The organism is Aeromonas molluscorum 848, from assembly GCF_000388115.1.
Taxonomy (GTDB): Bacteria; Pseudomonadota; Gammaproteobacteria; order Enterobacterales; family Aeromonadaceae; genus Aeromonas; species Aeromonas molluscorum.
This window is the reverse complement of the sequence record NZ_AQGQ01000111.1, coordinates 1-12959: the sequence shown is the minus strand read 5'-3', so window position 1 is coordinate 12959 and position 12959 is coordinate 1. Positions and strand designations below refer to the sequence as shown.

At 58.7% G+C, this 12959-nt stretch carries 10 protein-coding genes and 1 pseudogene; 7 read left to right on the top strand and 4 right to left on the bottom strand.

Annotated features, from left to right (window positions below):
- The first annotated feature begins 115 nt into the window (after positions 1 to 115).
- The 6 genes and pseudogenes from infB to G113_RS14120 all read left to right on the top strand — a co-directional run bounded on the left by infB (position 116) and on the right by G113_RS14120 (position 8338).
- Positions 116 to 2812, top strand: coding sequence for a translation initiation factor IF-2 (gene infB / locus G113_RS14145; RefSeq protein WP_005905048.1), 2697 nt, complete (start codon positions 116 to 118; stop codon positions 2810 to 2812).
- A gap of 56 nt (positions 2813 to 2868) precedes the next feature.
- Positions 2869 to 3303 (top strand): 30S ribosome-binding factor RbfA, encoded by a 435-nt coding sequence (rbfA, locus tag G113_RS14140; RefSeq protein ID WP_005905046.1) that lies wholly within the window; start codon positions 2869 to 2871, stop codon positions 3301 to 3303.
- A 1-nt stretch (position 3304) separates the two neighbouring features.
- A pseudogene (gene truB / locus G113_RS14135) lies at positions 3305 to 4256 on the top strand (tRNA pseudouridine(55) synthase TruB).
- A 128-nt stretch (positions 4257 to 4384) separates the two neighbouring features.
- On the top strand, positions 4385 to 4654 hold the full coding sequence (gene rpsO / locus G113_RS14130; protein WP_005905044.1) for a 30S ribosomal protein S15: 270 nt from the start codon (positions 4385 to 4387) through the stop codon (positions 4652 to 4654).
- Positions 4655 to 4820: 166 nt separating this feature from the next.
- Positions 4821 to 6968: a polyribonucleotide nucleotidyltransferase gene (gene pnp / locus G113_RS14125; protein ID WP_040319248.1), complete on the top strand. Its 2148-nt coding sequence runs from the start codon at positions 4821 to 4823 to the stop codon at positions 6966 to 6968.
- A gap of 140 nt (positions 6969 to 7108) precedes the next feature.
- Positions 7109 to 8338, top strand: a complete 1230-nt coding sequence (locus G113_RS14120; RefSeq protein WP_005905039.1) for an MDR family MFS transporter — start codon at positions 7109 to 7111, stop codon at positions 8336 to 8338.
- Between the two features lie 61 nt (positions 8339 to 8399).
- Here G113_RS14120 and G113_RS14115 read toward each other — a convergent pair whose 3' ends face one another.
- Entirely contained in the window at positions 8400 to 10046 is a 1647-nt protein-coding gene (locus tag G113_RS14115) for a methyl-accepting chemotaxis protein (protein ID WP_040319247.1), read from the bottom strand.
- Positions 10047 to 10431: 385 nt separating this feature from the next.
- Positions 10432 to 10782 carry a DsrE/DsrF/TusD sulfur relay family protein gene (locus G113_RS14110; protein ID WP_005905036.1) on the bottom strand — a complete coding sequence of 117 codons (351 nt, stop codon included), beginning with the start codon at positions 10780 to 10782 and terminating at the stop codon, positions 10432 to 10434.
- Between the two features lie 211 nt (positions 10783 to 10993).
- On the opposite strand from G113_RS14110, the gene G113_RS14105 reads away from it, so the two are divergent.
- Positions 10994 to 11401, top strand: a complete 408-nt coding sequence (locus G113_RS14105) for a DUF1090 domain-containing protein (protein WP_005905035.1) — start codon at positions 10994 to 10996, stop codon at positions 11399 to 11401.
- A gap of 157 nt (positions 11402 to 11558) precedes the next feature.
- Here the strand turns inward: G113_RS14105 and G113_RS14100 are convergent, their stop codons facing one another.
- Positions 11559 to 11807, bottom strand: coding sequence for a YfhL family 4Fe-4S dicluster ferredoxin (locus G113_RS14100; RefSeq protein WP_005905033.1), 249 nt, complete (start codon positions 11805 to 11807; stop codon positions 11559 to 11561).
- A 1-nt stretch (position 11808) separates the two neighbouring features.
- Positions 11809 to 12959, bottom strand: a 1151-nt coding sequence (trhP, locus tag G113_RS14095; RefSeq protein WP_005905031.1) for a prephenate-dependent tRNA uridine(34) hydroxylase TrhP, incomplete at its 5' end; no start/stop codon positions are given.

Genomic DNA, 12959 nt, shown 5'->3' with positions numbered 1-12959 from the left:
TTGCTGATATTGAAGAACTGACCGCAGAGAAAGCTGGTGAGCTGATTATGGCTGCTCGCAACATCTGCTGGTTCGGAGAAGAGCAGTCTAGTTAAGATCAAACGGAGGATAATGAATGGCAGAAGTATCAGTCAAACAACTTGCCACTGACATCGACACACCGGTTGATCGTCTTCTCCAGCAGTTTGTCGACGCCGGTATCAGCAAGAGCAAGGCCGACGACCTGGTCAGCGAGTCTGAGAAACAGACTCTGCTGGCCCATCTGAAGAAACAGCATGGAGGTGACGAGACTCTCGCACCTGCCCGCATGACCTTGCAGCGCAAAACCAAGAGCACCTTGAATGTTCAAGGTACTGGCGGCAAGAATAAAGAAGTGCAGGTAGAAGTGCGTAAGTCTCGCACCTATGTAAGACGTTCGGCGCTCGAAGATGAGCAGCGCCAGACGGAAGCCGAGGAAACAGCGCGTTTGGAAGCAGAAGAAAAAGTTCGTCACGAAGCCGAAGAAAAGGCTCGCCGTGAGGCTGAAGAGAAGGCTCGCCTGGCGGCTGAGCAAGCTCGTCGTGAAGCTGAGGAAAAGGCGCGCACCGAGGCACAATCAAAGGCCAAGCAGGCTCAACAGCCCGCTAAAGCAGCCGGTAGCACAGCTCAGCAAGAGGCAGAAAAGATGGCCAAGCGCGAAGCAGAAGAACTGAAGCGCCAACAGGAACAAGCAGCCTTGACCAAGGCTGAAGAACTCGCCGCGAAGAAAGCCGAAGAGGCTCGCATCATGGCGGAACAGAACGGCCCCCGTTGGGCAGAGGAAGAGGCCGCTCGCGCCAAAGAGAGCAGCGACTACCACCTGACCACCAACAAGCATGCGCAAGCAGCAGAAGATGAACTGGATCGCAAAGAAGAGACCAGCCGTCGTACTGCCGCCGCCGCCAAGAGTGCTCCCAAGAAACCGGGTCGCCGCGAAGATGATCGCAACTCCCGTGATCCGCGTGCTCGCAAGGGCAAGCGCGGCAAGATGGCCATGCCTAACGCCATGAAGCACGGCTTCAACAAGCCGGCTGCCGTGGTGAACCGTGATGTCGTCATCGGCGAAACCATCACTGTGGCCGAGCTGGCCAACAAGATGGCCGTCAAGGGTGTCGAAGTCATCAAGGCGATGATGAAGATGGGCGCCATGGCCACCATCAACCAGGTCATCGACCAGGAAACCGCTCAGCTGGTTGCCGAGGAGATGGGCCACAAGGTGGTGTTGCGTCGTGAGAACGAGCTGGAAGAGGCGGTACTGTCCGATCGTGACGAGACTTCCGAAGCCAAGCCGCGCGCACCGGTCGTGACCATCATGGGTCACGTTGACCATGGTAAGACCTCGCTGCTCGACTATATCCGTAAAGCCAAGGTTGCCGCAGGGGAAGCCGGTGGTATCACCCAGCACATAGGTGCGTATCACGTCGAAACCGACAGTGGCATGATCACCTTCCTGGATACCCCGGGTCACGCCGCGTTTACCTCCATGCGTGCTCGTGGTGCCCAGGCGACCGATATCGTCGTCCTGGTCGTTGCTGCCGATGACGGCGTCATGCCGCAGACCATCGAAGCCATCCAGCACGCCAAGGCGGCCGGTGTGCCCATCGTGGTTGCGGTCAACAAGATCGACAAGCCAGAAGCGGATCCGGATCGCGTCAAGACCGAACTGTCCCGTTACAACGTCATGTCCGAAGATTGGGGTGGTGATAGCCAGTTCGTGCACGTCTCCGCCAAGTCTGGCGAAGGCATCGACGAGCTGCTGGAAGCCATCCTGATCCAGTCCGAAGTACTGGAACTGAAAGCGGTTGTCGATGGCATGGCCAATGGCGTCGTGATCGAGTCCTTCCTGGACAAGGGTCGCGGTCCTGTTGCTACCGTACTGGTACAAGAAGGTACTCTGCGCCAGGGCGACATCGTCCTTTGTGGTCTGGAATACGGCCGTGTTCGTGCCATGCGTGACGAACTGGGTCGCGAGATCAAGGAAGCGGGCCCCTCCCTGCCAGTTGAAATCCTGGGTCTGTCCGGTGTTCCCTCTGCCGGTGACGAAGCCACCGTTGTACGTGATGAGAAGAAAGCCCGTGAAGTGGCGCTCTATCGTCAAGGCAAGTTCCGCGAAGTCAAGCTGGCTCGCCAGCAGAAGGCCAAGCTGGAGAACATGTTCGCCAACATGACCGAGGGCGAAGTGTCCGAAGTGAACGTGGTGATCAAGGCCGACGTACAGGGTTCGGTGCAAGCCATCTGCGATGCGCTGGTCAAGCTGTCCACCGAAGAGGTCAAGGTCAAGATTGTCGGCTCCGGGGTTGGTGGCATCACCGAAACCGATGCCACGCTGGCCGCCGCGTCCAGCGGTATCCTGGTTGGCTTCAATGTCCGTGCCGACGCTTCCGCTCGCAAGGTTATCGAGGCCGAGAACCTAGATCTGCGCTACTACTCCGTCATCTATGACCTGATTGACGAAGTGAAGCAGGCCATGAGCGGCATGCTGGCTCCTGAATATCGTCAGGAGATCATCGGTCTGGCTCAGGTGCGTAGCGTCTTCAAGTCACCGAAGTTCGGCGCCGTTGCCGGCTGTATGGTCACCGAAGGTGTGGTCAAACGTTCCAACCGTATCCGCGTCTTGCGTGAGAACGTGGTTATCTATGAAGGCGAGCTGGAATCCCTGCGTCGCTTCAAAGATGACGTCAACGAAGTCCGCAACGGTTACGAGTGTGGTATCGCGGTCAAGAACTACAATGACGTACGCGAAGGCGACCAGATCGAAGTTTACGAGACTGTTGAAATTCAACGGACTCTGTAAGCCGAGAGCAAGACAAAATAGGGGGCTGCGGCCCCCTTTTATCGCAGGATAGAAATATGGCCAGAGAATTCAGCCGGACCAACAGGGTCGGCCAGCAGATCCAGCGCGAAATCGCGCTCATTCTGCAACGTGAGGTGAAAGACCCACGTATCGGCATGGTAACCGTCTCGGACGTGGAAGTGTCCAAGGACCTCAACTATGCCAAGGTGTATGTCACCTTCTTGCAGCTGGATATCGATGCCGAGCGCATCGCGGAAGGGCTCAAGGGCCTGACCGAGGCTGCCGGTTACATCCGCAGCCTGCTCGGCAGCGCCATGCGCTTGCGGGTGGTGCCTGAGCTGCGCTTCTACTACGACCAGACCCTGGTCGAAGGGATGCGTATCTCCAACCTGGTGTCCAATACCGTGCGTGACGACAAGCGTCGCATGGCCGAAGCCGGCCGTGAAGACGAAGTGCCCGCTGCCGATGACAGCACAGAGGATAAAGCCTGAGATGTCTCGTAAACGTCGTTTCAAGGGCCGTGACGTACACGGCATCCTGCTGCTGGACAAGCCAACCGGGCTGACGTCCAACGATGTGTTGCAGAAGGTCAAGCGCATCTACAACGCCGCCAAGGCCGGTCACACCGGCGCCCTGGATCCCCTGGCGACCGGCATGCTGCCGATCTGCTTCGGTGAGGCCACCAAGTTCTCCCAGTATCTGCTGGAAGCGGACAAACGCTATGAGGTGACCGCCAAGCTGGGCGAGCGCACCAACACCAGCGACTCCGACGGCGAGGTGGTGACCACCCGTGCCGTGAACGTGGCCATGGGGACACTGATCGAGTCACTGGATCAGTTCCGCGGTCCCATCATGCAGGTGCCGTCCATGTTCTCGGCCCTCAAGCACAATGGCCGCCCGCTCTATGAATATGCCCGTGAAGGCATCGTCATCGAGCGAGAAGCGCGTCCCATCACCATCTTCGAGCTCAAGCTGCTCAGCTTTGAGGGCGATGAGGTGAAACTTGAGGTGCATTGCAGCAAGGGTACCTACATTCGTACCCTGGTCGATGATCTGGGGGAAGTGCTCGGCTGTGGCGCTCACGTCACAGCGTTGCGTCGAACTCAAGTGGCTCAATATCCCTATGAGCGGATGCTGACTCTGGAGCAGCTCGAGTGCATCTTCGAGCAGACCAAGGCCGAGAGCACGCCCCCGCCGCGAACAGCTTGATCCCTTGCTGCTGCCGATGGATACCGCAGTCGCTGCCTTGCCCGAGGTGAACATGTTGACGGCCGTGGCCGCTTATGTGAACCAGGGCCAGGCCGTGCAGGTTCCGGGTGCCCCCTCGAGCGGACAGGTCCGCATGACGGTCGGTCCGGAGCGTGAGTTCATCGGTGTGGGCGAGATAGACGACGAAGGGCGTGTCGCTCCCAAGCGTCTGGTGCGCTATCACGACGAAGATTAATGGCGGATAAGGCCGTGACCGAGTTAACCATTGCGTTAGCCAGGCGCTGCGATTATGATACCGCCCTCATTTCACGGCTGAATTAGAGATTGGCTGTGATTCTTTAAACACTCTATCGGAGTAACATTATGTCTCTAAATGCTGAGATCAAAGCTTCCATCGTTGCTGACAACGCTCGTTGCGCCAACGACACTGGCTCTCCTGAAGTTCAGGTTGCCCTGCTGACTGCCCAGATCAACCATCTGCAAGGTCACTTCAAACAGCACTCCAAAGACCACCACGGTCGTCGCGGTCTGCTGCGCATGGTTTCCCAGCGTCGTAAGCTGCTGGACTACCTGAAGCGTAAGGACGTTCAGCGTTATGCTGCTCTGATCGCCAAGCTGGGTCTGCGTCGTTAATCGACAATCAGATTTTGCGAAAAAGGGGAACCGCGAGGTTCCCCTTTTTTATTGCCTTGCAAGCTGTTGTCTTATCACTCAATTCAGGTAAGCGCTTACCTTTTGGTTCGGATCAAGTATACTTGCACGCGAATTTAAAGAGCCAAATTGTCAAAAGGAAATTCACGTGAATCCTATTGTAAAGTCATTCCAGTACGGTCAACACACCGTCACACTGGAAACCGGTGTGATGGCCCGTCAAGCCACTGCGGCCGTCATGGTCAGCATGGACGATACCTGCGTATTTGTGACCGTTGTTGGTAAGAAAGAGGCCGACCACGGTCGCGATTTCTTCCCGCTGACCGTCAACTATCAGGAGCGTACCTATGCTGCTGGTCGTATCCCGGGTGGTTTCTTCCGTCGTGAAGGCCGTCCCAGCGAAGGTGAGACCCTGATCTCCCGTCTGATCGACCGCCCCATCCGCCCGTTGTTCCCGGAAGGCTTCCTCAATGAGGTTCAGGTGGTTGCCACCGTCATGTCCGTGAACCCGGCCGTGTCCCCCGATATCGTTGCCATGATCGGCGCTTCCGCCGCCCTGGCCACCTCCGGCATCCCGTTCGGTGGCCCTATCGCTGCCGCTCGCGTCGGTTACATGAACGGTCAGTATGTGCTGAACCCGACCACCACCGAACTGCCCCAGAGCGATCTGGACCTGGTGGTTGCCGGTACTGCCAACGCGGTACTGATGGTGGAATCCGAAGCAGCCATCCTCTCTGAAGAAGTGATGCTGGGCGCGGTTGTTTATGGCCACGAGCAGATGCAAGTCGTGATCAACGCCATCAACGAATTCGCAGCCGAAGTTGCTACCCAGCCTTGGGATTGGACTCCGCCTGCCGTCAACGAGCCCCTGAAGGCCAAGATTGCCGAGCTGGCAACCGCTGAACTGGGTGAAGCCTACCGCATCACCGAGAAGGCCGTGCGCTACGCCGCCATCGGTGCCATCAAGCAGCGTGTGGTCGAGCAGGTCATCGCCTCCGGTGTGGAAGCCGATGCCAAGAAGATTGGCGAAGAGTTCCACAATCTGGAAAGCCGCATCGTCCGTGGCCGTGTGGTTCGTGGTGAGCCGCGTATCGATGGTCGCGATCCGGAAATGATCCGTGCCCTGCACGTCGGCACCGGCGTACTGCCGCGCGCCCACGGCTCCGCCCTGTTCACTCGCGGTGAGACACAAGCCATGGTTGTTGCGACCCTGGGGACAGAGCGTGACGCCCAGAACATCGACGAGCTGACCGGCCATCGCGCCGACCGCTTCATGCTGCACTACAACTTCCCGCCGTACTGCGTCGGTGAGACCGGCATGATGGGTAGCCCCAAGCGTCGTGAAATCGGTCACGGTCGTCTGGCCAAGCGCGGCGTCGCTGCCGTGATGCCGAGCGCCGCCGAGTTCCCGTACGTGGTACGTGTGGTGTCCGAGATCACCGAATCCAACGGCTCCTCCTCCATGGCTTCCGTCTGTGGTTCCTCCCTGGCGCTGATGGACGCGGGTGTGCCGATCAAGGCCTCCGTTGCCGGTATCGCCATGGGTCTGGTGAAGGAAGAAGAAGGTTTCGTGGTGCTGTCCGACATCCTGGGTGATGAAGATCACCTCGGCGACATGGACTTCAAGGTAGCCGGTACCACCCAGGGTATCACTGCGCTGCAGATGGACATCAAGATCGAAGGCATCACCAAAGAGATCATGGAGATTGCCCTCAAGCAAGCTCGTGGCGCTCGCCTGCACATCCTGAAGGTCATGGACGAAGCCATCCAGGCACCGCGCAGCGAGATCTCCGATTTTGCACCGCGCATTCACACCATCAAGATCAATCCCGAGAAGATCAAGGATGTGATCGGTAAAGGTGGTTCAGTGATCCGTGCCCTGACCGAAGAGACCGGCACCAACATCGAGCTGGATGATGACGGTACTGTCCGCATCTCTGCCGTAGCCAACGAAGCTGCCATGGAAGCCATTCGTCGTATCGAGGCCATCACCGCCGAGATCGAAGTAAACCGCATCTATGAAGGCAAGGTTGTGCGTCTGGCCGACTTTGGCGCCTTCGTCAACATTCTGCCAGGTAAAGACGGTCTGGTGCACATCTCCCAGATCACCGATGCCCGCGTACAGAACGTGGCTGACCACCTGACCATCGGTGACGTGGTCAAGGTGAAGGTACTGGAAGTGGACCGTCAAGGCCGTGTGCGTCTCTCCATCAAGGAAGCGAATGCACCGACCGAAGCAGCCGCTCCGGCCGCCGATGTGGCTGTTGCCACCACCGAAGAGCCAGCTGCCGAATAAGGCATCTGTGCTGTGAAAAAGCCGACCTCAGGGTCGGCTTTTTTGTGTCTGGATTTTATCTGTGCCAATGCCATTGTTTCTTTTGAAGCCCATTGTTATAACGGACGACCCGCTCTCAAGCTGTCATAAGGAGTTGCAGTATGTCGTGGGCCTATCTCAGGCAATTTCCCCCGCTAGTCTGGATCGTGATCCTGGGGACCTTTATGGTGCGCACCAGCTTCTTCATGGTCTGGCCCTTCCTCTCCATCTTGCTCTATCGCGACTATGACCTCTCGGCGACCCTGATTGGCCTCATCCTGGGGGCCACGGCGGCACTCTCGACCCTGGTCAGCTTCTATGGCGGCTGGCTGTCGGACAAGTGGGGGCGGCGCAACATCCTGCTGTTCGGCTGTCTGGTTTCGGCGGTCAGCTTCGGCCTGCTGGGCCTCTCCCACCAAGTCGCCTGGCTGGCGCTCGGGGTGATTGGCAGCGGTCTCTCCTATGGGCTCATCGACTCACCGGGCAAGGCGTTGATGGCCGACAGCCTGGCGGAGCCCAAGGCCCGCGAGCTGGCGCTGCACCTGCGTTATTTTCTGCTCAATCTGGGCGCGGCCATTGGTCCCCTGATCGGCGTCACCTATGGCCTGAGTGCGCGCCAGGAGACCTTCCTGCTGCTTTGCATCAGTTACCTGCTGCTCGGAGTCACCTTCTTCATCGGTTTTAGGTTGGCCCGTTGTCAGGTTGGCAGCACGGCCGGTCCCGGCATGCGCGCCGTGCTGAGGGTGCTAGCCCGGGATCGCGGCTTCTTGCTGCTGACCCTGGCCAACTTGTTGCTGATGCTGGTCTATGCCCAGTTTGAGTCACCGCTCATCCAGTACCTGACCCGGGCAGGCACCCCGGAGGTAGAACGGCTCATCGGCCTGCTGGTGACGGCCAATGCGCTAACCATAGTGATATTGCAGTTCCCGCTGCTGCATCTGACTGCAAACTGGCGCATCAAGCACAGGTTGCAGCTCGGGGTTGCCCTCTTTCTCGGCGCCCAGCTGCTGTTTGCCCTCGGCGATACCGCCATCTGGTGGCACTGGTTGGTGGCGGTGGTGCTGCTGAGTGTGGGGGAGTGCATCTTGTTCCCGCTGCTCAATGTGTTGATCGATCAGATGGCTCCTGCACACCTCAAAGGCAGTTATTTCGGCGCGGCCTCCATGTCTGGCATGGGGGTTGCCATCGGCGCCTTGTTGGGGGGCTGGATGGTGGCAAACTGGGGAGGCAGCTGGCTTTATGGGCTCATGGCCCTGCTCTGTCTTGCCATCCTGGCGCTCTATGAGTGGGGGACTCGCATTGCGCGACCTGCATTGTCCGAGGTGGAGCAGGCGACGCACCAGTCATCATGAGGAGAGTACAAATAGAAAGAGGCCGGGATCCCAGATCCCGGCCTCTTTTCTCTCCGGCGCCTTACAAGGTAAAGCGGCGGGTCAGCTGCTGCAGGTGGCTGGCCAGCTGGCTTAGCTCGGTACAGGCCTGGGCCGTGTGCTGGGCCCCCTGGGCATTCTCGTCCGATACATTGTGGATGTTCACTATGTTGCGGTTGAGCTCGGCGGTGACCGAGTTCTGCTGCTCGGTGGCGCTGGCAATCTGGGTGTTCATGTCGGTTATCCGGGTCACCGCCTCATTGATCCTGGCGATGCTCTGGCCAGCATCCTGTGCCAGCTCGACGCTGGTTTGCATCTGGGCATGGCTGCTGTTCATGGCCTGCCCGGCCAGTTCGGCGCGGCTCTGCAGGCTCTCTATCATCTTGTGGATCTCGGCGGTGGAGTCCTGGGTGCGCTTGGCCAGAGTACGTACCTCATCCGCGACCACGGCAAAGCCTCGGCCCTGGTCACCGGTGCGGGCCGCTTCGATGGCCGCGTTGAGGGCCAGCAAGTTGGTCTGATCGGCGATGTTGCGGATCACATCCAGCACCAGGCTGATGTTGGCGCTCTCCTGCTCGAGCTGCTGCACCACCTGGCCCGCCTCGTCTATCTTGCCCGCCACGCCCTCGATGCTGCCGATGGCGCTCTGCACCACGGCCTGGCCGGCACTGGATGCCTGGGAGGCATGCTGGGCGGCATTGGCGGCATCAGTGGTGTTGCGGGAGACCTCGAGCACTGTGCTCTGCATCTGGTTCATGGCGGTCGCCACTTGGGTGATCTCGCTCTGCTGCTGGCGCATCCCCTGGGCTGATTGCTCCGAGATGGCGCTCACTTCATCCACCGAGGCACTGAGCTGGGTGACTGAGGTGGAGATCTCGTTGACCAGATCGCTGAGCCCCTCCTTCATCTGACGTACCGACAGGGCCAGCTCGCCAATTTCATCCCGGTTGAGTTTGCCGGCATCGATGTAATCACACAGCTCTCCGCGGCCCAGATACCCACCGGCAATCAGCTTGGCCTGCTTGGCCAGCAACACGATAGGATCGCGGATCTGCCGGGTCAGCAGAGTGGCAAAGGCGATGACCAGCAGTATGCCGATGGTGAGGGTGATGAAGATGCTGGTGCGGGCGCTCTCATAGGCGCTTTGGGACTCCTCGCGTCCGAGCTTGGCATAGTACTGGTTCTGAGCGATCAACTGGTCGACGGCGTCATGGAGCGCGACATAGGTCGGGGCGCCTGCCAGGAACTGCTCCGTACCAGCGGCGTGTTCCCCTCGCGCCAGCTGTGCCATGACGGCATCGTGCAATGCCAGATAGCGCTGCCAGTTGGCGCTCACTGCCTGATAGCGGCGTGTCTCTTCGGCATCGAACAGCGTCTTGCCATACTGCGCCAACAGTCCCGTGATCTTGCTGATTTCGCTGCGCATCTGGTTGCCGTACTCCGCCTGACGGGCAGGGTTCTCATCGACCAGCAGGTAGCTCAGTTCGAAGCGACGCAAGTTGGCTACCGTCTGGCCCATGTTATTGACGCGATTGATGCTGGGAATGATGGCATCGGTCAGCTCCAGGGAGCGGCTGTTGATACGATCAAATTGCAACAAGGAGAAGCCGCCGATGGCGACCATCATCAGACCGAAGGTCGCGAAGGCGACGCTCAGTTTCTTACCGATATTCATGTTCATCAATGACATAAGTGTTCCGGAACGATAGGCAGAAAAAGGCTCGACGGAAGGTCGAGGGAGTGCTGTTTTGCTTATTCATCCCGAAATAGCCAAACGGTCGCTTGAAGCGACCGATTTATTGTTCTTATCAGTAAAGGCCTGGCATCAATGACGGATACCGAGGGCCAGGAAGTCATTCTGCTGGGCATGGGCCCCAGTGGCCCACGGACCTCAAAAGACCTCAAAGGTTGGGCACTTTATGTACGGGCAGGGGGAAAGTCAAGGGTTGTTGCGCATGAAACCACATAGCGAAATAATTATGGATTAGTCATTGTTGAATTGTTTTTTGGACGGGCAATACCAAGGAGGCAAGGCAGGGAAGCTCAGGGGTAAGTGATGACTTACCCCTGGCGATCTAGAAGGTCAGCACCTTGTCGGCAGCGAGTGTCCATTGAGCCAGGGTCGGCAGGTGGTCGATGCGGATCCCTTCGATCAGAGGCAGGGCACCAATGCCACGGGCATCGCAGCAGCTCTGGCACAGGCGCACCTCCGCCCCCTGTACCAGCAAGATGTCCAGCATCTGGCGCAGGTGATAACCCTCGGCGGGGGCCTGAGTGGCAATGGCGGCGCTCACCGCATCGGATAAGAGAAACAACCTGAGGCTGGCCCCCTCTTCCTGCAGTGCCAAGCCGAGGCGCAAGGCATTGAACAGGGACTCGCTGCCATAGGGGGCACCGCTGGCGATGATCAGTATCTGTTGGCTCATGGAAACTCCTGATGACAAAGCCCCATTGTAGATCGGAGCAATGGTCCCCATCATGATGTTGCGCAAACCCTGTCGCACCACTTTCGTGCAGTCTTGACCTGCAAGGTGACCTTGAGGTCAGATGAGCACCATTTAAAAGGTGGTGAATGAGCAGTGTGCTTGAAGTTGGATGAGCATCATTCACGGAACAACGGTGAACGAGAGGTGGAAAATGAACAAGAGCATAGCCGTGCTGGCATTGGGGTTCTGGCTGGCGGGGCCTGTGATGGCGGCTCCTGCGGTGGGTTGCGCTGCCAAGCGTGACGCCCTGGTCTCTGCCCTGAGCGAGGCGCGGGCCCATGACAACGATCGCCAAGTCGCTGGTTTGCAGCAGGCACTCAATAATGTTGAGGCTTATTGTGACGATGGCGCTTTGCTCAAAGAGAGCGATCGCAAGTTGGTCGAGCTGAAAACCAAGGTAGATGAACGGCTCAGCGAGTTGCAGAGTGCCCGGGTGGAGGGCAAGCCTGACAAGATCGCCAAGAAGCAGGCCAAGCTTGATGAGGCGCAGGCCAAACTCCAGCAGGAGCAGATCCACAATGGGGCCTTGCGCGCCCTGGTTGATGACAAGAATAAGTAAGCGCTAACCTTATCCGGCCCCTGTATTCGCTGGCACCCTGTTTCGAGTCGAGGCCCTGGTCGCTCCGTTCACGTCGGCATGGCGACGCCGTATTGGCTGCGGAGAACAATGAGGCCGGGCATAAGCCCGGCCTCATTGTTTGACCATCTCTGGCAAGTTAGCTGCGATGCAGCTTCACAAACTTCTCCATCAACTGCGCGTCGTTCTCCACCCGCAGGGGATCCCAGATAATGCAGTCGATGGGACAGACGCTGATGCAGGTGGGCTTCTCATAGTGACCGACGCATTCGGTGCATAAGTCTGGATTGATCTCGTAGATGGCCTCACCCAGGCTGATGGCCTGGTTCGGACACTCGGGATCGCACATGTCACAGTTGATGCACTTGTCGGTGATGAGCAGCGCCATCTCAGGCCGCCGTATGGGGGTTGCGGCTGTCCTGACGATCGCCCAGATTACGCAGCAATATGCCGTGGCTGATGTCGATCTCCTGGGGAACGGGCACATAGACGATGTGGCCGTTGCCCGGCGCCGTGTCGACGAGCTCACCCTTGCGGTTTTGCATCTGTTCCAGGTTGAAGCTGAGGTTGCCCTGCGGGGTCATCAACTCCAGGCTGTTGCCGACCAGGAATTTGTTCTTCACGTCCACTTCCACCATGTCGCCATTGCGACCGGTGATCTCGCCGACGAACTGCTGGGTGTCGGAGATGGAGTAACCATAGTCGTAGTTCTGGTACTCGCTGTGGTTGTGACGGCGCAAGAAGCCTTCGGTATAGCCACGGTGGGCCAGGTTCTCAAGGGTGCCCATCAGGGTTGCGTCGAACGGACGACCGGCGACCGCATCGTCGATGGCCTTGCGATAGACCTGGGCGGTACGGGCGCAGTAGTAGAAGGATTTGGTGCGGCCTTCGATTTTCAGGGAGTGCACGCCCATCTTGGTCAGGCGTTCGACGTGCTCGACGGCGCGCAGGTCCTTGGAGTTCATGATGTAGGTGCCGTGCTCGTCCTCGAACGCCGTCATGTACTCACCGGGGCGATTGGCCTCTTCCAGCAAGACCAGCGCATCGCTCGGTTTGCCCAGACCCAGGGTGTTGTCCGGGCGCACCGCAATGGGCTCCTGACGGTGAACTATCTGGCCTACGTCATCCTCCTTGCCCTCGTGAACCTTGTAGTCCCAGCGGCAGGAGTTGGTGCAGGTACCCTGGTTGGGGTCGCGCTTGTTGATGTAGCCAGAGAGCAGGCAGCGGCCGGAGTAGGCCATGCACAGGGCACCATGGACGAAGACTTCGAGCTCCATTTCCGGCACGTGCATGCGGATCTCTTCGATCTCGTCCAAGGAGAGTTCGCGGGAGAGGATGGCGCGAGTCAGGCCCATCTGATGCCAGAACTTCACCGTGGCCCAGTTGACCGCATTGGCCTGTACCGACAGGTGGATAGGCATGTGCGGGAAGGCTTCACGCATCATCATGATGAGACCGGGGTCTGACATGATGATGGCGTCCGGCCCCATCTCGATCACCGGGCGCATGTCGCGCACGAAGGTCTTGAGCTTGGAGTTAT